Source organism: Sphingomonas flavida, from assembly GCF_036663655.1.
In the GTDB taxonomy this organism is placed as follows: Bacteria; Pseudomonadota; Alphaproteobacteria; order Sphingomonadales; family Sphingomonadaceae; genus Sphingomonas.
Map to the genome: position 1 here is coordinate 156414 of NZ_JAXOJH010000001.1, position 22133 is coordinate 178546.

A 22133-nucleotide genomic window follows, 5' to 3' on the forward strand; every position below is an offset into this window, starting at 1 on the left:
TTAAGCCTTTGCAGGATCGGAGGAAACCGCATGATCGCCACCATGTGCGGCGAAATGGCCGGCGAAGACGACCAGCAGTTCCTCGTACAGCGCCTTCTTGAACGGCACGATCATCGCGGGCAGCGTCGCGGGCTCGGCCCAGCGCCAGGCGCGGAACTCCGGGTGCTCGGTGTCGATGCGGATGTCGGCATCGTTGCCCAGGAAGCGATAGAGGAACCAGTCCTGCCGCTGGCCACGCCACTTGCCCTTCCAGACCTTGCCGATCATGTCCTCGGGCAGGTCGTAGGTCAGCGGGCGCGGGGCACGGGCGATCAGTTCGACCTTTTCGGCAGTGACTCCGGTTTCCTCGAACAACTCGCGAAGGGCGGCGGTGTCGGCGTCCTCGCCGGGGTCGATCCCGCCTTGCGGCAACTGCCACGCCTCCAGCGTCGAATCGATGCGCTGGCCGACAAAGACGCGGCCGTCGCGGTTCATCAGGATGACGCCCGCGCAGGGGCGATAGGGAAGTTCGGTCATCATCATTGTCCCATCGGGCTGACGCCCTCCGCCTCGACGATCACGGCCTTCAACGCAAGCAGGAAAGCGGAAAGATCGGCAATGCCGGAAGGGATCGCCTTGCGCAGGGTGGCAAAGCCGTGGATCGTTCCCTTGGCCTCGCGAAACGTCACGGGCACGCCCGCACGCGCCAGTGCGGCGGCATAGGCGCGGCCCTGGTCGCGGATCGGATCGCACTCGGCGGTCGTCACGACGGCGGGCGGCATCCCGGCCAGTTCGCCGCGCATCGGTGCGGCGCGTATGTCGCTGAGGTCGGCGGCATAGCAGGTGACGAACCAGTCGAGCATCGCGCGGGTCAGGAAATGCCCGTCGGCAAAATCGCGCAGCGACGGATGCCCCCGTGCCATGTCCGTGGCTGGATACAGCAGCCCCTGGGCGATGACCGGCGCGTCGGGGGGCTGATCGCGCAGGGCCATGGCGGTGACGGCGGCAAGCGTACCCCCGGCGCTGTCCCCGGCGAGGATCAGGCCGGTCGTATCCGGTTGTGCCGCCAGCCAGCGCGCGGCCGTTTCGCAATCATCGGGCGCGGCGGGCCAGGGATGCTCGGGCGCCAGTCGGTAATCGATCGATACGACCGGCAAGTCGAGCGTGCGTGCGATCTCGGCGGCCAACGGTGCGTGGGTATCGATATCGCCCAGCACGAAACCGCCGCCGTGCAGGAAGAGGACGACCGGCCCGGGGCTCCGGCTTTCGCGAGGATCGAAGCGGCGGGCGGGGATCGGGCCCGCCGGACCCGCGATCGTGAAGCACTGGTCGAGCCTCAGCAGCCCGATCGGCGGATCGGTCAGGTCGCGCGCGGCGCGCATCATCTGGCGGGCGGCCTCGGGCCCCAGATCCTGCTGGGGCGGGCCGGGCAGGCGATTGTAATAGCCCAGGAAGCGGGCGACATCGGCGCGCAGTTCGGGCAGTGGGGCGGGAGCCCTCCTATCGGCGGTCATGGCTTCCTACCTAGGCCCGATGATCCATATCGTCCATCACCCAGCCTATGTCACCGAGGCGCCTGCGCGTTCCACCTATCGCTGGGGCAAGAACGGCGCGATCCGCGACCTGTTGCGCGCACAGGGTGATGCGGTGGTATGGACCGAGCCGGATCTGATACCCCGCGACTGGCTGGAGGCGGTGCACGACCCGGATTACGTCGCCGAGGTTCTGGAGGCGCGGGTGCCGCCGGACAAGACACGCCGGACCGGCTTCCCCATCACCGAACAGGTGGCGTTCCGGGCTCAGGCGGTGCCGGGCGGGACATGGACTGCGGCGGTGCTGGCGTTGCGGCACGGCTTTGCCGCGAATACCGCCGGGGGCAGCCATCATGCCCTGGCCAATACTGGCGCAGGGTATTGCGTGTTCAACGACCTGGCGGTGGCGGCGGTGCGCCTGGTCGAGGACGGCATCGTGGCCCGTGTGGCGATCGTCGATTGCGACGTGCACCAGGGCGACGGCACGGCGGCGCTGACCGCCGGGCGGCCTGATATCGTCACCTATTCGATCCATGCCGAGAAGAACTTCCCCGCGCGCAAGGCACGCTCGACATTGGACGTCGCGCTGCCGGACGGTGTCGACGATGACGGCTATCTCGCCGAACTGTCCGCGACGCTGACGCCGTTCCTCGACGAACATCGCCCCGACATCATCCTGTATCAGGCCGGGGTCGATCCCTTTGTCGACGATCGGCTCGGGCGGCTCTCCTTGACGCAGGCCGGGCTGATCGCGCGCGAGAACATGATCGCCGACATGGCACTGGCGCGGGGCCTGCCGCTCGCCAGCACGGTGGGCGGGGGGTATGGCGACGATGTGATGGCGATCGCGCGGCGGCATGTCGATGCGATCCTGACCTTGGGCGAAAGGCTGTCCCATCGGAACCTGGCGGGGATCGAAGCGTAACGGCTGGATGACCGCATCTCCCACGATCCTGTGGTTCCGCCAGGATCTTCGCCTTCACGATCAACCCGCACTTGTGGCTGCCGCGAATGAAGGACCCGTCATCCCGGTCTATATCCTGGATGACGAGACACCCGGCGACTGGCGCATGGGCGCGGCTCAGCGTTGGTGGCTGCATCACAGCCTGACGTCGCTGGGCAAGGACCTGAAGGATCTCGGCAGTCGCCTGATCCTGCGGCGCGGTCCGGCTGTCGCGACCCTCCGTAAGTTGATGGAGGAAACGGGCGCGACGACGATCCATGCCATCCGTCACTACGAACCCTGGTGGCGGGCCACCGAAGAAGAACTGGGCGATGCCCTCTACCTGCAGGACGGCAACCATCTGGCCCGTCCCGAACTGGTGACGACGGGCAGCGGCAAGCCTTTCCGTATCTATTCGGCCTTCTGGAAGGGGTTGCAGGAACATCTTCCCCCCGAACATCCGCTCGATCCGCCCAAGGCGCTGACCGCCCCCGCCCATTGGCCGAAGGGCGAGAAGCTGTCCGACTGGTCACTGCTACCGACCAAGCCCGACTGGTCGAAGGGCTTCGACGCGGACTGGATTCCGGGTGAGGCGGGCGCGCGTGAGCGGATGGACGATTTCGGCGACAAGGCCGCCGCCTACGACACCGCCCGCAACATGCCGTCCGAGGAGGGCAGCTCGCGCCTGTCGCCGCACCTCCATTTCGGGGAAGTCTCGGTCCGAGCCGTCTGGCACTCGCTGGACCGGCGCGGCGATACCGAGACGTTTCGCAAGGAATTGGCGTGGCGGGACTTCACCGATGGCGTCGTGATGGCCTTGCCCGATTATGCCGATCGCAACGGCCGCGAGGCCTTCGACGCCCTGCCATGGCGGACGGGTGCGGAAGCGGAGGCCGATTTGAAGGCATGGCAGACCGGGCGGACCGGCTATCCGATCGTCGACGCCGGGATGCGACAGCTTTGGGCGACGGGTTGGATGCACAACCGGGTGCGGATGATCACCGCGTCGTTCCTGATCAAGCACCTGCTGATCGACTGGCGAGAGGGGGAGCGCTGGTTCTGGGACTGCCTGATCGACGCCGACTACGGGAACAACGCCGTGAATTGGCAATGGGTCGCGGGGACCGGCATCGACTCGAACATGTTCGGGCGGATCATGGCGCCGCTCAGCCAGTCGGAGAAGTTCGAGGCGGGGGACTATATCCGTGAATGGGTGCCCGAGCTGAAGCATGTATCCGACGCGGCAATCCACGATCCCGACGAGGCCGGATGTCGGCCGAAAAGCTATCCGGCCAAGATCATCGGCCATCGCGAGGGTCGCGAACGGGCATTGGCGGCGGTGAAAAAGACGCGGGGATAGGGCCGGATATACGTTTCGACTTCGCTCGGCGTGAGCGAGGTCGAACGCCACGGGAAACCGTTATCGCTTCTTCCGGCAGGCATCCGAGCAGTAAATCACCTGATCCCAGTCCCGCGCCCATTTCTTGCGCCAGGTGAACGGGCGCCCGCAGGCCTGGCATGTCTTGCTCGGCAGATTCTGCTTGGCGACGCCGTTCGGCATCAGCGCGGCTCGGCGTCGAGGAAGGTGGCCACGTCGGTCAGGTCCACCGTCTTGTCGAGATAGGTCTGCCCGATCCCGCGTGCCAGCAGGAAGGGCAGGGTGCCCGCCGCCATCTTCTTGTCGTGTTTCATATGCTCGACCAACGTCGCGGAGGGCGCATCGATCCCGGCGGCGGCAAGGCCGTCGGGCAGGCCGATGGCGCGGAGATGGGCGGCGACCCGCTCGGCATCCTGACGGTCGCAAATGCCGTTGCGCACCGAATAGCGGAATGCCAGCGCACAGCCCGCTGCGACGCCCTCTCCGTGAAGCAATCGCTCGGAAAAGCCCGCCTCCGCCTCCAGCGCGTGACCGAAGGTGTGGCCCAGATTGAGCAGCGCGCGGATGCCGTTGGTTTCATGCTCGTCGGCGGCAACGATCCGCGCCTTGGCCGCGACCGAATGGGCGATGGCGTGGACGCGCGCATCGGCGTCGCCCGCCAGCAGCGCAGGTGCATTCGCCTCGCACCATTCGAAAAAGGCGAAATCGTCGATCAGGCCGTATTTCACGACCTCGGCATAACCCGCGCGCACCTGTCGGGCGGGCAGGGTGTCGAGCACGTCCGGATCAATCAGTACCATGGCAGGCTGATGAAAGGCGCCGATCAGGTTCTTGCCTGCCGAGGTGTTGATCGCGGTCTTGCCGCCGACCGACGAATCGACTTGCGACAGCAAGGTCGTCGGGATCTGGACGAAGCGGCAGCCGCGCTTGACGATCGAACAGGCGAAGCCGACCAGATCGCCGATCACCCCGCCGCCCAGCGCGACGACGTGATCGGCGCGCTCGATACCCAGTTCGAGCAGTCGGTCGCAGACATGCTCCAGCATCGCCCAGCTCTTGGTCTTCTCGCCGGGCGGCAGGATGATCGCCTCGCTGGCGACGCCCGCCGCGTCGAGCGCGGCCTGCAGCACGGTCAGATGCGGGCGGACATTCTCGTCCGTCACGATCGCCATGCGCCGTCCGCGTGACAGCGGCGCGAGATATTCGGCGGCGCGGGGTAGCAGCCCGGCCTCAATATGGATGGGGTAGCTGCGGTCGCCGAGCGACACGGTGACGGTCTTCATCGTCCGATGGCTTTCAGGATGGCGTTGACGGTGGCCTCGTGCGGCCCGCGCTTGCTGGAGATATGGATCGGGGCGAGCGCGTAGATCGGGTTGCGGATCGCGGACAGCTCGCGCAGCACCTTCAGCGGGTCCTTGCCGCGCAGCAGCGGGCGGGTGTCGCGCCGCCGGACCCGCTCGGCCAGGACTTCCGGGCTGGCGTTCAGCCAGATGGCGGTGGCCTGTTCCAGGATCAGCGCGCGTGTTTCGTCATTGACGAACGCACCGCCGCCGGTCGCGATCACCTTGGGACGGCCATCGACCAGCCGTGCGATCACCCGGCGTTCGCCGTCGCGGAAATAGGGTTCGCCGAATTGTTCGAAGATTTCCGATACGCTCATGCCGGCGGCTTGCTCGATCGCATGGTCGGCATCGACGAAGGGCACGCGCAACCGATTCGCCAGGCGGCGGCCGACGGTCGACTTGCCCACGCCCATCAGGCCGACGAGCACGATGGGTGACCCGTTCCAGCTTGCATCTACAGGGTTGTGGCTTTGCAACATTGCGCTCTGCGCTATACAGCGGGCGCGCGCCCGGCAACACCGGCCGGGCTTTCACGGGTCCATTATAAGGTTTTGCGTTTCATGTCCCGTATGGTCGTCACGCTCATCGTCCTTCTCGTCATCATCGTCGGGGGCCTGTTCCTGCTCTCGGGCCGGGCGACCGAACGGCCGACCACCCAGGTCGAAAAGGCGGTCTCGCTTGGCAACCTGCAATAAGCGGGGCGGCGCCTTTCGCCACCTGCCCAGGGCCGTCGCGCTCCTGATGGTCGGGGCCGCGGCCATCGCCGCGGCTCAGGATCGCCCCGAATCGCTGCTGCCCCCCGGTTTCGGCCAGCCCGCCGCGCAGCCCAGCCCGCGCGGTACGCCGCGCAGCGGCGCGACGCCGGTGCGTGCGGCGCCCGGCGCCACCGCCACGCCTGTGTCCGTGCCGACTCCGGCGCGCGCGGATCCGGTCGGCGCGCTGATCGAATCGCTGTCCACGCCGACACCGTCGCCCACCGTCACGCCGTCGCCCACCCCGACGATGAGCGCGCGCGAGATGGCCGAATATGAGCTGCCTGCCTCCGCCCGCCGTTCGCTGTCGTTGGTCGGCCCGGCGGGGCCGCGCGAGGGTGCGCTGGACGAGGACGCCTTTGCCGGGGCGGACGGACGTGTCGCCGAGGCCTTGATGCGCCGGCTGTCCGCGCCATTGCCGTCGCGCTGGACCTCGATCCTGTTGCGCCGGACGCTGGCGGCCCGCCTGACTACGCCGCGCGGCGTGAACGGCGCGGACTTTGCCGCCGAGCGGGCTTGGCTGCTGCTTCGCATGGGTGAGGCACAGGTTGCGCGCGCCGTGGTGCAGTCGGTCGATACGGCCAATTGTACGCCCAAGCTCTATCAGGTCGCGATCAACGCCCTGCTCGCCAGCAGCGACCCGGCCGGGCTCTGCCCGCTGGCCGACCGGGGCGCCGGTGTGACCGGGCTTGGCGGGTATCGCTTGGCGCAGGGCTGGTGCGCGGTCCTGTCGGGCGAGGGCGCACGCGGCGCGGCGCTGGTGCAGCAGGTTCGCCGCCAGCAGGTCGCCGACGCCTTCGACGTGAAGCTCGCCGACAAGCTGATCGGGGCTCGTGCAGGCGGCCGCCGTGTGGTGACGATCGAATGGGGCGACGCCGATCGCCTGACGACCTGGCGCTTCGGCCTGGCGACCGCGACCGGTGTGACGGTGCCGCCGGATTACCTGGCCTATGTTGGGCCGCAGGTGCGCGGTTGGCTGGCGACCTCGCCAGCCGTCGCCATGACCGAACGTGCGACCGTCGTCGATCAGGCGGCGGCGATGGGCGTCCTGTCCAACGTCGCGCTGGTCGATTTCTATGCGGCGCTGGCCGATGACGACCAGGCCAGTCGCGAGCAGGCCCGGATCGGCAATGATCTGCGCAACGCCTATGCCGCCAGTGACGAGGGGCAGCGGCTGACCGCGATCCGGTCATTGTGGGGCGATGCCGCGCGCACACCCTATGCCCGGCTGATCCTGACCGCCCGGGCGGCGGCGCGACTGCCCGTCGTGGCGGGCGACGATACCGATCGCCTGATCGCATCGATGCTCTCCGCCGGGCTCGATCGCAACGCCGCCAGCTGGCGTGAGAGCGTCAAGAGCGGCAGCGACGGCTGGGCGATGATCATGCTCAGCGATCCGGATCGTCAGGGCGAGGTCGGCTATGACCAAGTCAGCGGCTATGGCGGCGGCGATGCATATAGGCAGCGCATGTTCTTTGCCGGGCTGGCGGGCCTGGGTCGCCTGTCGCGCGGCGATGTCGAGAAGGGCGCCGAGGCACTCGACGTGCGCGTGGGCCAGCGCAATGCCTGGACCGACGCCCTTGACGAGGCGGTGGCGGCGGAGCGGCCCGGCATGGTCGTGCTGCTCTGCGCGATCGGGATGCAGACCAGCGATTGGCACGGCGTACCACCCCAGGCGCTCTACCGAATCGTGGGTGCGCTTCGTTCCGTCGGGCTGGATGCGGAGGCACGGATGATCGCGGCGGAGGCGATCGCGCGCGCATGACGTCCGACGACGCTGCGCTGCTCGATCGTTTTCTGGAAATGATGGCGGCCGAAGCGGGCGCGGCGGGCAATACGCTCGCCGCCTATCGCTCCGACCTGCGGCTGGCGGGCGAGGCGATGGGCGCGCTGGTGGCGGCGGATGAATCGGCGCTGCGTGGACTGGCCGATGGCTGGAGCCGTTTGGCCCATTCGACGGTGGCTCGAAAATCGGCCGCGCTGCGCCGCTTCTATAGTTTTCTGCACGAAGAGGGCTTGCGCAGCGACGACCCCTCGTCGGTCCTGCCGCGACCGGGGCAGCGACGGGGTCTGCCCAAGGTCCTCAGCCATGCCGATATCGACCGGCTGTTCGCGGCCATCGCCGAGCGGACCGGTGCGGCGCATCCGAGCGCTTACGACCTTCGCCTGGCAGCCCTTATCGAGCTTCTCTACGGCTCGGGCCTGCGTGCGAGCGAACTCGTCGCCCTCCCGCGCGGCGCGGTGCATCCCGACCGGCCGTTCCTGATCCTGAAGGGCAAGGGCGGCGTCGAGCGGATGGTCCCCATCTCCGACCGGGCGCGGGCGGCGGTCGCGGTGTGGCGCGTCTGCTTGCCGGTGGAGGCGGCATGGCTGTTTCCCGGCGGCAAGAAGCATCTGACCCGCATCCGCCTGTATCAACTGGTCAAGGCGCTGGCGGCGGAGGCGGGCATTCCGCCGGACCGGGTCAGCCCGCATGTCCTGCGCCATGCCTTTGCCACGCACCTGCTGGGCGGCGGTGCCGATCTGCGCGCCGTGCAGGCGATGCTGGGCCATGCCGATATCGCCACGACCGAGATCTACACCCATGTCGAGGCAGCAAAGCTGGTCGAACTCGTCAATGCCCGCCACCCGCTCGTTGATTTTCGGACAAAGCGCCCTTAGGCGCTAGGCCCATGTCAACGACCTTCCTCGATTTCGAGAAACCGATCGCCGAGCTTCAGAGCCGGATCGACGAACTGCGCGACACCACCGCCGAAGGGACGGTGGATATCGGCGCGGAGATCGCCAAGCTGCAGGCCAAGTCGGACAAGCTGCTGCGCGACACCTTCGCCCGGCTGACCCCGTGGCAGAAGACGCAGGTCGCGCGCCATCCGCAACGCCCGCATTTCAAGCATTATGTCGCCGGGCTGTTCGAAGAGTTCGTGCCGCTGGCGGGCGACCGAGCGTTCGGCGACGACCAGGCGATCATGGGCGGCTTCGCGCAGTTCCGTGGCCAGCGCGTCATGGTGCTGGGCCATGAAAAGGGCGAGGATACCGCGAGCCGCCTGCGGCACAATTTCGGCATGGGCAAGCCCGAGGGCTATCGCAAGGCGATTCGCCTGGTCGAGCTGGCCGATCGCTTCGGCCTGCCCATCGTGACCCTGGTCGACACGTCCGGCGCGTTTCCGGGCATCCAGGCCGAAGAGCGCGGCCAGGCCGAGGCCATTGCGCGTTCGACCGAAGCCTGTCTGGCGGCGGGCGTACCGGTCGTGTCGGCGATCGTCGGCGAAGGCGGCTCCGGCGGCGCGGTGGCGCTGGCGGCTGGTAACCGCGTCCTGATGTTCGAGCACGCGGTCTATTCGGTCATCTCGCCAGAGGGCTGCGCCTCGATCCTGTGGCGGACCGCCGACAAGGCGGCCGAAGCGGCCGAGGCGATGCGGGTCACGGCACAGGACTTGAAGAGCTTCGGCGTGATCGACACCATCGTTCCCGAGCCGGTCGGTGGCGCGCATCGCGATCACGCGGGTGCCATCGCCAATCTGGGCGACGCCGTCGAGAAGGCGTTGGGTGATCTGAGCGGCCTCGGCCGTGACGAACTGAAGCGCGGTCGTGCGGCGAAGTTCCTCGCGATGGGCCGCCTGTAATTAAACGGGGCCGTCGACACGAAAGGTCGACGGCCCCTATCGGCTGCTTAAATATCGAAGCAAGCCTCAGATGTGGCTGCTGAGTGAATTCGCTATACGGTCGAAGCTGCCGCTGAGCGAGTTGCCCAGCGCGGACATTCCACCGATCGCTGCGACCGCGACCAAGGCGGCGATCAGCCCGTATTCGATCGCGGTAGCGCCTTTGCGATCGCAAAGAACCTGCCAAATTTTATTCATGCCGTTCTCCAGATGTAAATCCGGAGCCGAGGCGTGACCCAAGTCGCTGAGTTTCGTCGGCGAGCGAAGCGCTGCGGCGGCACCGGGCGGTAAGAACAGGACGCAAGGTGTCAAAGTCCGATGGTCTAGGCCTGCGGACCATAAGTGTCTCTGGAGCAGGTCAGATGACTCATCACGCCACTGACCTGCTCCGGACGGCTTACTTGACGTTGTTGTCCAGCTTACCTGCGATATTGGTGAACGCGGTCTTCAGGCTGGTCCCGAGCGAAGACATGCCCGTAATTGCAGCCACGGCAACCAAGGCAGCGATCAGGCCATATTCGATCGCCGTCGCGCCCTTGTTGTCCTTCACCATCTTGCGAAGCGTCTTCATTCCGGTCTCCGTTGATTGCAATGCGTGGTCGATCACCCGGCTGAGCCGGAGCGCCGGATCAGCTTCGGGCTGGTATGCCGCTGCACTGGTTGACGAAGGCTTAAAGTTTTAGGTTCGCTGGAGAAAAACCTAGCCGGTTGCCCGCTGGAGATGATCGGAGATCGTGGTCATCAGATTCTGAATGCCGCCACTGACCGCGGACAGGCCGACAAATATGGTCAGCATCACCGCAACCAGGATCAGGCCATATTCCACAGCCGACGCACCACGCGTATCGGCGCAGACATGTCGCAGGTCGCGGATGGCCTTCGGCATTTTCATGACGCAAGCGACATAATCGGAAAAGGGTTAACAAATGGTAGATCAGTCGGACTCTGCCATCGCAACGCTGTTTCCCGTCGTCGCGGCGGCGCTGGTAGACGAACATGGTCGCGTCCTGTTGCAGCAGCGTCCGGCTGGCAAGGCGTTGGCGGGGCTATGGGAGTTTCCCGGCGGCAAGCTCGAACCCGGTGAAAGTCCGGAGGAAGCACTGGTGCGTGAGCTGCACGAGGAGTTGGCGATCACGGTCGATCGAGAGGCGCTGGAGCCAGCCGGGTTCGCGACCGAAGTCCTGCCGGGGCGCCATCTGCTCCTGCTGCTCTACGTCGTTCGGGCGTGGCGGGGCGTGCCGGTCGCGCTGGAGGCGGACGGGCTGACCTGGTGCGAACCGGCGGCGATGAGCGCATGGCCCATGCCGCCCGCCGACGGGCCGCTCGTCCGCCAGTTGCGCGCCTATCTGGCGGACAGCACAAGCTCGGTCGGTACGTCCGACAGGGGGACGGTGTAACCGCCGCGCTCCGGCGTGCCCCGGTCGGGGCGATAGGCCCGGCCGTTCGGCGTGGTCGTCTCCACGAACAGTCGCGCGTTCGAGGTGCCGGTGGTCGCCGGGTCGAGCGTGACACGCACCATGGCGCTGGCCGGATCATAATCGACGCCGGCGATCTTGCCCGCCTCCAGCGTCAGCCACAGGCCCGCCGGAGCGATGAACAGGCGCGACCGGGCCCCATCGCGCGGGACCACGCGGATGCGCCCTCCGACCTGTGACACATTGCCGCCATAGCTGAGCCAGCCGAGCGCCGGATCGTTCACCACATAGGTCGCGGCGGCATAGGCGTGACCGAAAAAGCCCATGCCATAGTCGCCGCTATACGGGTCCCATTCCATCTTGTCGGGCCAGCTGTGGAAGGCAGCGGACGACGCGCCCTGCTGGTCGATATTGGTAATTCCCCCGAGAAGCCCACCATAGGCGACCCGCAGCAAGTGCATGTCGCTGGGCTTGCGACGGAAGGCATCGAACAGCGGAATGGCGTTCAGCGTCGATCCGTAATGATGGATCTGCCGCTCCAGCCGGGGATATTTGCCGCCGTACAGGAAATCCCAATAGCGCCGGGCATTGCCGTTATATCCCCAATGCGGGATCGACGGATCATAGCCGAGTATGACCTCGCGCGTGACGTCCGCCTGCGGGCCGTATCCGAAATAGCGCATCCAGGCATAGACCTCAGCCTGGCCTGTCGAGTCCCACGCCATCTCGCTGCCGAACGGATATTTCAGGGTGCGCCAATGGTCCGCACGGCCCTTCATCAGCCGCTCGATCTCGGCGGCCTTGGCGGTCCAGCCCTCGCGCTTCAGATCGGTCAGGATATCGATGAAGACATCCCCCTCCATCAGGCCGAACTGCGCATAATGCGGTGCGTCGCGCATCATCGCGACGATCGTCTGGTAGGCGTGATCCAGATACCAGTCCCAGGCGTGGACCTTCGTCATACCGGGATGATTGCGCGCGACCCGATACAGAACCCAATGTCCCGCCGCGACATGCGGGTAATTATAGGCACGCCCCAGATCGTCGGCCTGGTCCTTTTTCCAGGAGGTCCAGCTCTGCCAGTCCTTGGCGGGCTGATACAGATCGGGGAAGGCGGCTGGATCGTAATAGAACAGGCTCTTCTTCACCCCGCCCGCATGGGGTCCTTCGGCCACTTGCAGGCGTCCGACGATGGTCTTGTCGACCAGCTGCTCGATCCGGGCGATTTCCTGCGCATCCGGATTGTCGAGCTGTTTCATGACCGCCGCGACCCAGCTGCCCGCGCCGCCTTCGTCGCTCATGCCCGAAATCCAGACGCGCGGGTCGGCGGTGACGACTTGTCCTGCTTCCCGGTCATAGGTCAGGATCGCGGGTGACCGACCGAAGGGATCGCCCTTGCCCTCGAACCACTGATTGGTCGTCGAGAAGCGCCCCAGATCCGCCATCGTTCGCTCGAGCGGCTTGGTGATGAAATACTGGACCGTCTGGACGCTGCCGTCGGCATAGGACAGCGTCAGGCGGGCACGGCCCCATTGCTTGCCGCGTACCGACAATCGGGTCCAGCCCGGCCGGCCCGGCTGCCGCGATACGTCCAGCGCCCCCGCCGGATAGCTGGCGATGCCGGTGATCGCGGTGGGAGCATGGACGAACAGCGTGGCATCCAGGTCGGTCGGCACGACATAGCCGGGCACGCCGACGACGACCGGCCGCTTTTGCGCCATGAGCGTCGGCTCGATCGCGCGAATGCTGGGCGCGGTGACCAGCCGCAGCCCGATCGTGCGGTGCTCGCCCGGCGCCAGGGTGAAGCTGGTCGGGTCGTTCCACGGCTTGCCCGCCTTCGCCCAATCGGTCTGGGCATAGGCCTCACTGGCGACCATCCAGTCGTAAAAGCCTTCCGACGTCTGCGCACGCGGGCTGGCCTCGACGATGACACCCTGACCCTTGGTCTCGCGCAGGGTCGGGATGGGGACATAGGCCTCCAGCGGGGTCGCGCGTTCCGGCAGGACCAGCAGGGCGGGACCCGCGCCGTTCAGCCGCGTGACCTGCACATAACCCGCATCGCGACCGATATAGGGATCGGCAAAGCTCGCCTGCGCATGGGCCTGTTCCAGCGTGCGGTCGGTGATGATGTTGTCGAACACCATCGGGATGCCCAGGCCGCCAATCTCGACGGGTTGGGCCGAGGTGTTGGTCAGGGTAAAGCGGAGGACCGGCGCTCCTCGGTCGTTCACCCATTCCCGAACGATCCGCAGCGGCAGGCCCGATCCCATCGACGCGGTGATGTCGGCGGAGGCCAGGACGGAACCGCGCGCGGACAGCGCGCGAACCGGCCGCCGATCCCGCGACGAGGAATAGTCGCGCCATGCGCCCGCCCCGGTGCGCAGCCGGACGTGAATATCGCCAAGATGGTTGTATCCATTGCCCGCCCGCTCCTTGGCACGGCCCACGGGCAGGAAATCGAAGCCCGGCGTCGCGACCGGCGACAGGCTGCGCGCTGTCTGGCTGGTGGGGTCGAGCCGCAGACGGAACGCGCCGACCTGTATATCAGAGGCAGCGCGACCTGTGGCGGCAGGATGCACTTGGGTCTTTCCCGCGTCAGCCGGTCCATGGGCACCAGCCATCATCGGCAGCATGGCGACCGACAGCGGCAGCAGGTGGATCAATCGGTAACGCATCGCAAGAACCCCCTTTTGACGGGCCGTCAGGTCGCACCCGCATTGCGATTGACCCCCTCCCGGTCGGTCGATATTAGTATACAGTATTAGCAGGAGGGCAAGATGGTGCGCACCAACAGACGCGAATGGATGCGGGGAGCGGCCGGTCTGGCCATGGTGGGCGTCGCGCCCAAGGCGATCGCAGCGGGCTCGTCGACGCTGCCCGACAAGGCCGAGCCGCTGCCGCTCTCGGCCATTCGCCTGCGCCCGTCCATCTATGCGACCGCGGTCGAGACGAACCGGCGCTACCTCTATCGTCTGAGTGCCGATCGGCTCCTCCACAATTTCCGGGTCTATGCCGGGTTGGAGGCCAAGGCGCCGATCTATGGCGGCTGGGAAAGCGATACGATCGCCGGGCATACGCTGGGCCACTATATGTCGGCGCTGGTGCTGACGTGGCAGCAGACCGGCGATACCGAAATGCGTCGCCGCGCCGATTATATCGTCGGCGAGTTGGCGGAGGCCCAGGCCAAGCGCGGCACCGGCTATGTCGGTGCGCTGGGGCGTAAGCGCGCCGACGGCAAGGTGGTCGACGGGGAGGAAATCTTTCCCGAGATCATGGCGGGAAAGATCAAGTCGGGGGGCTTCGACCTCAACGGGTCCTGGTCGCCGCTCTATACGGTGCACAAGCTGTTTGCCGGTCTGCTCGACATTCATGGCGGTTGGGGCAATGCGCAGGCGCTGGACGTGGCGGTTCGGCTGGGTGGTTACTTCGCGCGCGTGTTCGCCGCGTTGGACGATGCGCAGATGCAGGCCGTGCTGGGCTGCGAATATGGCGGCCTGAACGAGAGTTTTGCCGAGCTGTACCAGCGGACCGGCGATCGCCAGTGGCTGACGCTGGCGGAGCGTATCTATGACCGCAAGGTGCTGGATCCGCTGGTCGCGGGCGAGGACAAGCTGGCGAATTTCCATGCCAATACGCAGGTGCCCAAGCTGATCGGCCTGGCGCGTCTGCACGAGATCACCGGCAAGCCGGAACCGGCGAAGGGGGCGGCCTTTTTCTGGGAAACGGTGACCGGCCATCACAGCTATGTCATCGGCGGCAATGCCGACCGCGAGTATTTCTCCGCGCCCGATACCATCGCCCGCCACGTCACCGACCAGACGTGCGAGCATTGCAACACCTATAACATGATGAAGCTGACCCGGCATCTTTACGGGTGGAAGCCGGACGGGCGACTGTTCGACTATTATGAACGCGCCCATCTGAACCATGTGATGGCGGCGCAGCATCCCGAGAATGGCGGCTTCACCTATATGACGCCGTTGATGTCGGGCGCGGCGCGCAGCTTTTCCACGCCGCAGGACGACGCGTTCTGGTGCTGCGTCGGATCGGGGATGGAGGCGCATGCCAAGCATGGCGAGTCCATCTTCTGGCAGGGCGGCGAAACCCTGTTCGTCAATCTGTACATCCCGTCGGAGGCGCGGTGGGAGAAGCGGGGTGCGCTGGTCACGCTCGACACCGCTTATCCGATGGACGGGGCGAGCACGGTGACGTTCGCGCATCTCGCGCGACCGGGACGCTTCCCGGTGGCGTTGCGCGTGCCGGGCTGGGCGAACGGAAACGCGGTGGTCGAGGTCAATGGCCAGGCGATCGCGCCGGTGATCGAGCGCGGTTATGCCGTGGTCGACCGGCGGTGGAAGGCGGGCGATACGCTCGTCATCCGCTTGCCGCTCGACTTGCGGACCGAAGCGGCGCCGGGGGATGACACGGTCGTGGCCGTCCTGCGCGGACCGATGGTGATGGCCGCCGATCTCGGTCCTGCCGCCACGCCATGGGACGCACCCGATCCCGCGATGGTCGGGGCAAACCCAGTCGCGGCATTCACCCCGATGCAGGGGAGCGCGATCCGCTACGCGGTTGGCGATGCCTTCCGGCCGAAGGGGCTTGGGTTCGTGCCCTTTTTCGGACAATATGAACGCCGTAGCGCCGTCTATTTCAAGCGTTTCACCGAGGCGGGGTGGAAAGCGGAGGAGGCCAGCTATCTGGCCGAGCAGGCGAAGGCCCGCGACATCGCGGCGCGATCGGTCGATGTCATGTATCTGGGCGAAATGCAGCCCGAGCGCGATCATGCACTGACCTCGGACATTTCCTATCCGGTATCCTATCTGGGCAAGCAGGGGCGCGATGCGCGGTCGGGCGGCTATTTCGAATTCACCATGGCGGTGCGACCCGGTCCGCTGATCCTCCAGGCCACCTACTGGGGCGAGGAGCGGGCACGCGACTTCGACATATTGGTCGACAATGTGAAGATTGCGACGCAACAGCTTGAAAATGATAAGCCGGGCAAGTTCTTCACCGTCGAATATGCGCTGCCCGAGCCGTTGATGAAGGGCAAGAAATCCGTGCGTATCCGAGTGGTGCCACATGATCGCAGCACCGCCGGGCCGATCTTCGGCATGCGCCTGTTCACCGCGAAGAAGGACCCGGTCGCATGACCGGCGTGCGTCTCTCGCTCGACGAGCTCCGGGATCTCGCCCGCGCCAAGCTGATCGGCGCGGGGCTGGCCGTGCCGCATGCCGAGGCGGTGGCCGAGACGATGGTGGCGGGTGAGCGCGACGGTTGCGCATCGCATGGTATCTATCGGCTGCTCGTTGCGGTCTCCAGCATCAATAAGGGCGTGGTCGTGCCCGATGCCGAGCCGTTCCTGTCCGAACCCGCCCGCGCGCTCGTCCGTGTCGATGGTGGCGGCGGCTTTGCCCAACTGGCGTTCCAGACGGGCAAGCCGATGCTGATCGAGAAGGCCCGCGCCAACGGCATTGCGGCGCTGGCGCTCAACAATGTCGTCCACTTCGCTGCGCTATGGCCCGAGGTCGAGGAACTGGCCGAGGCCGGGCTGGTCGCGCTGGCCTTTACGCCCAGCCATGCCTGGGTCGCTCCGTCGGGCGGGGCACAGCCGGTATTCGGCACCAATCCCATCGCCTTTGGCTGGCCGCGCCCCGACGGGCCGCCCTTCGTCTTCGATTTTGCCACCAGCATGGTCGCGCGCGGCGAGATCGAGTTGCACCGGCGCGCGGGCAAGGCCGTGCCGGAGGATTGGGGCGTCGACGCCAAGGGTCATGCGACCACCGACCCGGCCGAGGTGCTGTCAGGGGCCATGCGGACGTTCGGTGGGCATAAGGGATCGGCGCTCGCCTCAATGGTCGAGCTGCTCGCCGGGCCGCTGATCGGGGACATGACCAGTCGCGAGTCGATTGCTTGGGATGCGGGGCGGGGCGGTTCGCCATTGGGCGGCGAACTGATCATCGCCATCGATCCCAAAGGCTTCCTCGGCGACCTGCTGCCAGAGCATCAAGAGCGCGCGGAGGCGATGTTCGGGGCGATCACGGGGCAGGGGGCCAGGCTGCCGTCCGCCCGGCGTTATGCCGCGCGCGCGGTTTCGCTGGCCGAAGGGGTCACGATCGCGCCCGATCTGTACCGCGATGTGATGGCGTTGAACGGTTGAGCAAGGGGACGAATATGACGCGATCGATCGGGCGGCTTTTGGCCGGTGTGGCCTTGGTTGTTGCTCCCGCCACTATGGTGGACGCGAGGGTTGCTGCGCGGGCCCAGGCGGCCCGAGCGACCTCTCAGTCCGCCGACGCCCGTTTCCGGGCCCTTGCCGAAGCGGAGTATAAATGGCGCATCAGCCAGAGCGCCGCAGACGAGGATAGCGGCAGCGCCGGATCGCGTCAGTTGCCCGATGTCGGCCCTGCGGCCCAGGCGGAACGACTGGCGCGTTGGGAGGCGACCGCCAAGGCGCTGGACGCTATCGATCCCGCCCGGCTCTCGGCCAATACCCAGATCGACTATATGGTCTATCGCGGCCAGATCGATGCGCTGCTCGCGGCGCAGCGTTTCCGGGAATATGAAAAGCCGCTGACCGCCGACACCAGTTTCTGGGGCAACCTGGCCAGTTGGGCGCGGGGCAGCTTCACTACCGAACGCCAGTATCGCGACTATCTGGCAATGCTGCGCCAGATGCCGCGTTACTATGACCAGCAGATCGCCAACATGCGTGCGGGCCTCGACCGGGGTTTCACAGTGCCGCGTATCACGCTGAAAGGGCGGGATATTGGTGTGGCGCAGGTGGTCGATGCGGGGACCGGTGAGGACCAGCCTTTTTACGAGCCGTTCCGCAAGATGCCCGCCACCATGGCCCCGGCGACGGCCGCCGCGCTCCGGGCGGAAGCCAAGGCCGCGATCCGTGACGACGTGTTGCCGGTGCATGCACGGCTGCTCGCGTTTCTTCGTACCGATTACATGCCGCGCGCGCAGGTCAGCACGGCGGCGTATGACCTGCCCGACGGCAAGGCCTATTATCGTTCGAAGATCCGCGAATATGTCACCGCCGACATGAGCCCGGAGCAGGTCCACGCCATCGGCCTGTCCGAGATGCAGCGGATCCGCGCCCGCATGGACGGGGTGATGAAGGAGGTGAAGTTCCAGGGCGACTTCCCGGCTTTCCTGACGTTCCTGCGCACCGATCCGCAATTCTACGCCAAGACGCCGCAGGAACTGCTCGACCGCGCGGCCTGGTTCGCCAAGAGCTTCGACGGCATCGCCTCGCAGTGGTTCGGGCGCCTGCCGCGCAGCCGGTTCGCGATCAAGCCGGTACCCGCCGATTTGGCGCCCTTCTACACTGCCGGGCGCGGTGGCACGGGCATTTACCTGGTCAATACCTATGACCTGCCATCGCGCTCGCTCTATGCCCTGCCCGCGCTGACCCTGCATGAAAGCGCGCCGGGCCATGCCTTCCAGATGCCACTGGCGGCAGAGAACAAGGACCTGCCTCGTTATCGCCGCGACAGCTATCTGTCGGCCTATGGCGAGGGCTGGGCGCTGTATTGCGAGGCGCTGGGCGAGGATATGGGCTTTTACAAGACGCCTTATGATCGGTTCGGCATGCTGTCCTATCAGGCGTGGCGTGCGGCCCGACTGGTCGTCGATACCGGCATCCACGCCATGGGGTGGAGCCGCGAGCGGGCGCAGGCCTATCTGCACGACAACACCGCTCTGTCGGACCACGAGATCGAGACCGAGGTCGATCGCTATATCGCATGGCCGGGCCAGGCCCTGTCCTATTACATGGGCCAACTTGCCTTTCAGCGGGCGCGCGCAAAGGCCGAGAAGGCCTTGGGTCCGAAGTTCAACATCCGCGCTTGGCACGATGCGATGCTGCAACTGGGCTATGTGCCGCTGCCGGTCATCGACCGTCGCACCGATCGCTTCATCGCAGAGGGGGGCAAGGGGCCTTATCCCGACGAGGAATGATGATTGACCGGTCGCGCTGAATGCGATAGCAACAGTATACGATATCTAAAACAATAGCAGGAAGACAGATAGTGAGCATCGGCTGGCGTGGCGTATTCCCCGCAGTGACGACCCAGGTTCGGGAGGATCTGTCGATCGACCTCGCCGATACGCAGCGTGTCGTCGACGATCTGGTCAATGACGGCGTAACCGGCGTGATCGCACTCGGCACGGTCGGCGAGAACAACTCGCTCGATTATGACGAGAAGGTTACGGTCCTGACCGCGATCGTCGAGGCGGTGGCGGGGCGCGTGCCGGTCATCACCGGCTGCTCGGAATATGACACCCGCCGTGCGGTCCGTTATGCCCAGGCCGCCGAAAAGGCCGGTGCCGACGGCCTCATGCTGCTGCCGCCGATGGTCTATGTGCCCAAGGCGCATGAGCTGGTGAACCACTTCAAGGGCGTGGCGGATCAGGTCGGCCTGCCGATCATGCTCTACAACAATCCGCCTGCCTATCGCACGGTCATCGACCAGACGGTCCTGGAAGCGCTGATCGACGTGAAGAACATCGTGGCGGTCAAGGAGTCTGCACCCGATACCCGCCGCTTCACCGATTTCCGCAATGCGTTCGGCGATCGCTATGTCCTGTTCGCGGGCCTCGACGACGTCGCGCTCGAGGGGCTTTACCTCGGTGCGCAAGGGTGGGTCTCGGGCCTGACCAACGCCTTCCCGAAGGAGTCGGTCGAGCTGGTCGCCGCCTTCGAGCGTGGCGATCATGCCAAGGCGATGGAAATCTATCGCTGGTTCATGCCGCTCCTTCACCTCGATGCCGAGCATGACCTGGTCCAGTCGATCAAGCTGGCCGAGCAGGTCATGGGCCGTGGTTCGGAGCGCGTCCTGCCGCCGCGCTACGTACTGGAAGGCGCCCGTCGCGCCGAGGTGATCGCGATGGTCGAAAAGGCCGCCGCGACCCGCCCGACGCTCGGCCAGGCCAAGGCCGCCTGATGGCCACGGCGCTCTCGTCCGATGGGTTCGCGCCTGATGAGGGGCGGGCCCTGGGCGGGGGCGCGATCGTCGTTCAGACGCTGGCGGACCGAATCTTCGCGATCGTTCGCGAACGCATCATCGCGGGGATGATCCCCGCCGATCGTACGATCCGCCAGGATGCGCTGGCCGCTGAACTGGGTGTCAGCAAGATCCCGCTTCGCGAGGCGATGGCCCGGCTGGAGCAGGAGGGGCTGCTCCTGGGCGTGGCCAATCGCGGATACCGGATCGCGCCACTGTCGGCGGCCGAGGCCGAGGATATCTACAGCCTTCGCCTGAAACTGGAGCCTGCGGCGGCGGCCCGCGCCGTCGGGATGGCCGACGATGCCGACCGTGCCGGCCTGATTGCCGCATTCGAGGCGCTCGACCGAGCCGCCAGCGACGACCTGGCCCGGGTCGCCATCTGCAACCGGCAATTCCACATGGCGATGGTCCGTCCGATCCGGCAACCGCTGACCATTCAGATCATCCGGCAGCTCGCGCTGCTCGCCGAACGCTATGTCGTCGCGCATCTTCAGCCTGCGGGACGCGACGCGCGGGCGCATCTGGAGCACCGCGAACAGCTCGATGCCTTTCTGGCCGGCGATGCGGCGCGGCTTCAGGCATTGCTTGGCGCGCATATCCGGTCCACGCTGGCCGACCTGAAAGGCGGGTTCGTGCCCGTCGATTGAAAAGCATAAGCCCATGGGGCGGGGGGATTATTCACCATCATGTTCGGACCATTCAAACCGCTGGGCAGCGCGACCCGCCACGCCGAGGGGCAGGCGCTCGCCAAGACGCTCAGCTGGCCGCATCTGATCGCGCTGGGTGTCGGCGCGATCGTCGGCACCGGCATTTACACGCTGACCGGCGTCGGGGCGGAGCGGGCAGGGCCCGCCGTCATCCTGGCCTTTGCGATCGCCGGGGCGGTCTGCGCCTGTGCCGCACTCGCCTATGCCGAGCTCGCCACGTTGATCCCGGCGGCGGGCAGTGCCTATACCTTCAGCTATACCGCGCTGGGCGAGACGCTGGCCTGGGTCGTCGGCTGGAGCCTGATCCTGGAATATTCGCTGGCCTGCTCGACCGTCGCGGTGGGCTGGTCGGGCTATCTGGTCGGCTGGATCCAGGCGGCGGGCGTGCACCTGCCGCCCGAACTGCTGTCGGGCCCGCATGGCGGCGGCATCATCAACCTGCCGGCCGTCCTCGTCGCCTTGTCGGTCATGGGCATGCTGATCGCCGGCACGCGCGAGAGCGCGACGCTGAACATCATCCTCGTCATCGTGAAGCTCGTTGCGCTGGGCGTCTTCGTCGCCTTTGCCGCACCGGCCTTCAATGCCGACAATCTCCACCCGTTCATGCCGTACGGTTTTGCCGCGCATGAAGTCGACGGCGCCAAGCGCGGCGTGATGGCGGCCGCCGCGATCGTGTTCTTCGCCTTCTATGGCTTCGACGCGGTCGCGACTTCGGCCGAGGAAGCCAAGAATCCGGGGCGAGACCTGACCATCGGCATCGTCGGATCGATGCTGGTCTGCACGTTGATCTATATGGCGGTCGCGGTCGCCGCGATCGGCTCGCTGCCGTTCCAGCAGCTGGCGAACTCGCCCGAGCCGCTGGCGCTGGTCCTGCGGTCGCTGGGCCAGCCGACCGCTGCGCACCTGATCGCGCTGGCTGCCGTCATCGCGCTGCCTTCGGTCATCTTGGTCATGATGTACGGGCAGAGCCGCATCTTCTTCACCATGGCGCGCGACGGGCTGCTGCCGCAGTCGCTGGCGGTGGTCAGCAAGCGGAGCGGCGCGCCGACCCGCATCACGCTGGTCACCGGCGTATCGATCGCGCTGGTCGCCGGCATCTTCCGCCTGGATGAGATTGCCGAGCTGGCCAATGCCGGTACGCTGCTCGCTTTCATCGCGGTCGGCGCCTGTCTGATGGTGCTGCGTCGCAAGGCCCCCGATGCCAAGCGGCTGTTCCGCTGTCCCCAGCCCTATATCGTCGGTACGCTGGCGATCCTCGGCTGCCTGTATCTCCTCTTCAGCCTGCCCGGCTCGACCATTATCCGCTTCGTGATCTGGAACATCGCGGGGCTGGCCTTCTACTTCGCCTATGGGCGGCGTCGAAGCATGCTGGCCAAGGGCTGATCGGTTTCTCGCTCCCGGACGC

Annotated in this window: 22 protein-coding genes; 13 read left to right on the forward strand and 9 right to left on the reverse strand. The window is 66.4% G+C overall.

The genetic code is table 11. The annotated features are described in order from the left end of the window. Both U1703_RS00620 and U1703_RS00625 read right to left on the reverse strand, forming a co-directional pair. Entirely contained in the window at nucleotides 1-516 is a 516-nt protein-coding gene (locus tag U1703_RS00620) for an RNA pyrophosphohydrolase (protein ID WP_332784163.1), read from the reverse strand. 2 nt (nucleotides 517-518) lie between these two features. Next, complete coding sequence (locus U1703_RS00625) at nucleotides 519-1493, reverse strand: alpha/beta hydrolase (RefSeq protein WP_332784164.1); 975 nt, start codon at nucleotides 1491-1493, stop codon at nucleotides 519-521. 19 nt (nucleotides 1494-1512) lie between these two features. Between U1703_RS00625 and U1703_RS00630 the strand changes: the two genes are divergently transcribed. After that, the gene (locus tag U1703_RS00630) at nucleotides 1513-2436 is read left to right on the forward strand and encodes a histone deacetylase family protein (RefSeq protein ID WP_332784165.1); all 924 of its coding nucleotides are present in this window, start codon (nucleotides 1513-1515) and stop codon (nucleotides 2434-2436) included. 7 nt (nucleotides 2437-2443) lie between these two features. Continuing rightward, complete coding sequence (locus U1703_RS00635) at nucleotides 2444-3814, forward strand: cryptochrome/photolyase family protein (RefSeq protein ID WP_332784166.1); 1371 nt, start codon at nucleotides 2444-2446, stop codon at nucleotides 3812-3814. Between the two features lie 60 nt (nucleotides 3815-3874). On the opposite strand, the gene U1703_RS00640 is transcribed toward U1703_RS00635, so the two are convergent. Genes U1703_RS00640 through U1703_RS00650 form a run of 3 tightly spaced genes read right to left on the reverse strand, consistent with a single transcriptional unit; the run spans nucleotide 3875 to nucleotide 5654 of the window. Continuing rightward, on the reverse strand, nucleotides 3875-4015 hold the full coding sequence (locus tag U1703_RS00640; RefSeq protein WP_332784167.1) for a DUF2256 domain-containing protein: 141 nt from the start codon (nucleotides 4013-4015) through the stop codon (nucleotides 3875-3877). Further along, on the reverse strand, nucleotides 4015-5115 hold the full coding sequence (gene aroB, locus U1703_RS00645) for a 3-dehydroquinate synthase (protein WP_332784168.1): 1101 nt from the start codon (nucleotides 5113-5115) through the stop codon (nucleotides 4015-4017). The genes U1703_RS00640 and aroB overlap by 1 nt, the downstream gene beginning before the upstream one ends. Further along, entirely contained in the window at nucleotides 5112-5654 is a 543-nt protein-coding gene (locus U1703_RS00650) for a shikimate kinase (protein WP_332784169.1), read from the reverse strand. The genes aroB and U1703_RS00650 overlap by 4 nt, the downstream gene beginning before the upstream one ends. An 81-nt stretch (nucleotides 5655-5735) precedes the next feature. Here U1703_RS00650 and U1703_RS00655 point away from each other — a divergent pair, with 81 nt between their 5' ends. Genes U1703_RS00655 through U1703_RS00670 form a run of 4 tightly spaced genes read left to right on the forward strand, consistent with a single transcriptional unit; the run spans nucleotide 5736 to nucleotide 9550 of the window. After that, the gene (locus U1703_RS00655) at nucleotides 5736-5870 is read left to right on the forward strand and encodes a hypothetical protein (RefSeq protein ID WP_320451105.1); all 135 of its coding nucleotides are present in this window, start codon (nucleotides 5736-5738) and stop codon (nucleotides 5868-5870) included. Further along, nucleotides 5854-7692 (forward strand): hypothetical protein, encoded by a 1839-nt coding sequence (locus tag U1703_RS00660; RefSeq protein ID WP_332784170.1) that lies wholly within the window; start codon nucleotides 5854-5856, stop codon nucleotides 7690-7692. The genes U1703_RS00655 and U1703_RS00660 overlap by 17 nt, the downstream gene beginning before the upstream one ends. Further along, nucleotides 7689-8588 carry a tyrosine-type recombinase/integrase gene (locus U1703_RS00665; RefSeq protein WP_332784171.1) on the forward strand — a complete coding sequence of 300 codons (900 nt, stop codon included), beginning with the start codon at nucleotides 7689-7691 and terminating at the stop codon, nucleotides 8586-8588. Before U1703_RS00660 ends, U1703_RS00665 begins: the two co-directional genes overlap by 4 nt. A gap of 11 nt (nucleotides 8589-8599) precedes the next feature. Continuing rightward, nucleotides 8600-9550, forward strand: a complete 951-nt coding sequence (locus U1703_RS00670; protein WP_332784172.1) for an acetyl-CoA carboxylase carboxyltransferase subunit alpha — start codon at nucleotides 8600-8602, stop codon at nucleotides 9548-9550. A 66-nt stretch (nucleotides 9551-9616) separates the two neighbouring features. On the opposite strand, the gene U1703_RS00675 is transcribed toward U1703_RS00670, so the two are convergent. The 3 genes from U1703_RS00675 to U1703_RS00685 all read right to left on the reverse strand — a co-directional run bounded on the left by U1703_RS00675 (nucleotide 9617) and on the right by U1703_RS00685 (nucleotide 10475). Next, nucleotides 9617-9829: a Flp family type IVb pilin gene (locus U1703_RS00675; protein ID WP_332784173.1), complete on the reverse strand. Its 213-nt coding sequence runs from the start codon at nucleotides 9827-9829 to the stop codon at nucleotides 9617-9619. Between the two features lie 157 nt (nucleotides 9830-9986). Then, nucleotides 9987-10160: a Flp family type IVb pilin gene (locus U1703_RS00680; RefSeq protein ID WP_332784174.1), complete on the reverse strand. Its 174-nt coding sequence runs from the start codon at nucleotides 10158-10160 to the stop codon at nucleotides 9987-9989. Between the two features lie 129 nt (nucleotides 10161-10289). Beyond that, a complete protein-coding gene (locus U1703_RS00685) occupies nucleotides 10290-10475 on the reverse strand; it encodes a Flp family type IVb pilin (protein WP_332784175.1) in 186 nt (61 codons plus the stop codon). Nucleotides 10476-10515: 40 nt separating this feature from the next. Here U1703_RS00685 and U1703_RS00690 point away from each other — a divergent pair, with 40 nt between their 5' ends. Then, complete coding sequence (locus U1703_RS00690; protein ID WP_332784176.1) at nucleotides 10516-10986, forward strand: (deoxy)nucleoside triphosphate pyrophosphohydrolase; 471 nt, start codon at nucleotides 10516-10518, stop codon at nucleotides 10984-10986. On the opposite strand, the gene U1703_RS00695 is transcribed toward U1703_RS00690, so the two are convergent. After that, nucleotides 10932-13679, reverse strand: a complete 2748-nt coding sequence (locus tag U1703_RS00695) for a DUF5695 domain-containing protein (protein ID WP_332784177.1) — start codon at nucleotides 13677-13679, stop codon at nucleotides 10932-10934. The two genes, U1703_RS00690 and U1703_RS00695, sit on opposite strands and share 55 nt — an antisense overlap. A gap of 102 nt (nucleotides 13680-13781) precedes the next feature. Here U1703_RS00695 and U1703_RS00700 point away from each other — a divergent pair, with 102 nt between their 5' ends. From U1703_RS00700 to U1703_RS00725, 6 genes are all read left to right on the forward strand, one after another. Next, complete coding sequence (locus U1703_RS00700) at nucleotides 13782-16157, forward strand: beta-L-arabinofuranosidase domain-containing protein (RefSeq protein ID WP_332784178.1); 2376 nt, start codon at nucleotides 13782-13784, stop codon at nucleotides 16155-16157. Beyond that, the gene (locus U1703_RS00705; RefSeq protein WP_332784179.1) at nucleotides 16154-17164 is read left to right on the forward strand and encodes an Ldh family oxidoreductase; all 1011 of its coding nucleotides are present in this window, start codon (nucleotides 16154-16156) and stop codon (nucleotides 17162-17164) included. The genes U1703_RS00700 and U1703_RS00705 overlap by 4 nt, the downstream gene beginning before the upstream one ends. Before the next feature lie 74 nt (nucleotides 17165-17238). After that, nucleotides 17239-18972 carry a DUF885 domain-containing protein gene (locus U1703_RS00710; protein ID WP_332784180.1) on the forward strand — a complete coding sequence of 578 codons (1734 nt, stop codon included), beginning with the start codon at nucleotides 17239-17241 and terminating at the stop codon, nucleotides 18970-18972. A gap of 71 nt (nucleotides 18973-19043) precedes the next feature. Continuing rightward, complete coding sequence (locus U1703_RS00715) at nucleotides 19044-19958, forward strand: dihydrodipicolinate synthase family protein (RefSeq protein WP_320451093.1); 915 nt, start codon at nucleotides 19044-19046, stop codon at nucleotides 19956-19958. After that, nucleotides 19958-20668, forward strand: coding sequence for a GntR family transcriptional regulator (locus tag U1703_RS00720; RefSeq protein ID WP_332784181.1), 711 nt, complete (start codon nucleotides 19958-19960; stop codon nucleotides 20666-20668). The genes U1703_RS00715 and U1703_RS00720 overlap by 1 nt, the downstream gene beginning before the upstream one ends. 39 nt (nucleotides 20669-20707) lie before the next feature. Further along, on the forward strand, nucleotides 20708-22111 hold the full coding sequence (locus U1703_RS00725) for an amino acid permease (protein WP_332784182.1): 1404 nt from the start codon (nucleotides 20708-20710) through the stop codon (nucleotides 22109-22111). The last annotated feature ends 22 nt before the right edge of the window (nucleotides 22112-22133 follow it).

What these genes read in the sequence shown, in the direction of transcription:
- U1703_RS00670 (WP_332784172.1), top strand. Translation starts at nt 8,600, where the DNA reads ATGTCAACGACCTTCCTCGATTTCGAGAAACCGATCGCCGAGCTTCAG.
- U1703_RS00690 (WP_332784176.1), top strand. Translation starts at nt 10,516, where the DNA reads ATGGTAGATCAGTCGGACTCTGCCATCGCAACGCTGTTTCCCGTCGTC.
- U1703_RS00665 (WP_332784171.1), top strand. Translation starts at nt 7,689, where the DNA reads ATGACGTCCGACGACGCTGCGCTGCTCGATCGTTTTCTGGAAATGATG.
- U1703_RS00685 (WP_332784175.1), bottom strand. Translation starts at nt 10,475, where the DNA reads ATGCCGAAGGCCATCCGCGACCTGCGACATGTCTGCGCCGATACGCGT.
- U1703_RS00720 (WP_332784181.1), top strand. Translation starts at nt 19,958, where the DNA reads ATGGCCACGGCGCTCTCGTCCGATGGGTTCGCGCCTGATGAGGGGCGG.
- U1703_RS00710 (WP_332784180.1), top strand. Translation starts at nt 17,239, where the DNA reads ATGGTGGACGCGAGGGTTGCTGCGCGGGCCCAGGCGGCCCGAGCGACC.
- U1703_RS00695 (WP_332784177.1), bottom strand. Translation starts at nt 13,679, where the DNA reads ATGCGTTACCGATTGATCCACCTGCTGCCGCTGTCGGTCGCCATGCTG.
- U1703_RS00620 (WP_332784163.1), bottom strand. Translation starts at nt 516, where the DNA reads ATGACCGAACTTCCCTATCGCCCCTGCGCGGGCGTCATCCTGATGAAC.
- U1703_RS00680 (WP_332784174.1), bottom strand. Translation starts at nt 10,160, where the DNA reads ATGAAGACGCTTCGCAAGATGGTGAAGGACAACAAGGGCGCGACGGCG.
- U1703_RS00640 (WP_332784167.1), bottom strand. Translation starts at nt 4,015, where the DNA reads ATGCCGAACGGCGTCGCCAAGCAGAATCTGCCGAGCAAGACATGCCAG.
- aroB (WP_332784168.1), bottom strand. Translation starts at nt 5,115, where the DNA reads ATGAAGACCGTCACCGTGTCGCTCGGCGACCGCAGCTACCCCATCCAT.
- U1703_RS00705 (WP_332784179.1), top strand. Translation starts at nt 16,154, where the DNA reads ATGACCGGCGTGCGTCTCTCGCTCGACGAGCTCCGGGATCTCGCCCGC.
- U1703_RS00700 (WP_332784178.1), top strand. Translation starts at nt 13,782, where the DNA reads ATGGTGCGCACCAACAGACGCGAATGGATGCGGGGAGCGGCCGGTCTG.
- U1703_RS00725 (WP_332784182.1), top strand. Translation starts at nt 20,708, where the DNA reads ATGTTCGGACCATTCAAACCGCTGGGCAGCGCGACCCGCCACGCCGAG.
- U1703_RS00650 (WP_332784169.1), bottom strand. Translation starts at nt 5,654, where the DNA reads ATGTTGCAAAGCCACAACCCTGTAGATGCAAGCTGGAACGGGTCACCC.
- U1703_RS00635 (WP_332784166.1), top strand. Translation starts at nt 2,444, where the DNA reads ATGACCGCATCTCCCACGATCCTGTGGTTCCGCCAGGATCTTCGCCTT.
- U1703_RS00625 (WP_332784164.1), bottom strand. Translation starts at nt 1,493, where the DNA reads ATGACCGCCGATAGGAGGGCTCCCGCCCCACTGCCCGAACTGCGCGCC.
- U1703_RS00630 (WP_332784165.1), top strand. Translation starts at nt 1,513, where the DNA reads ATGATCCATATCGTCCATCACCCAGCCTATGTCACCGAGGCGCCTGCG.
- U1703_RS00655 (WP_320451105.1), top strand. Translation starts at nt 5,736, where the DNA reads ATGTCCCGTATGGTCGTCACGCTCATCGTCCTTCTCGTCATCATCGTC.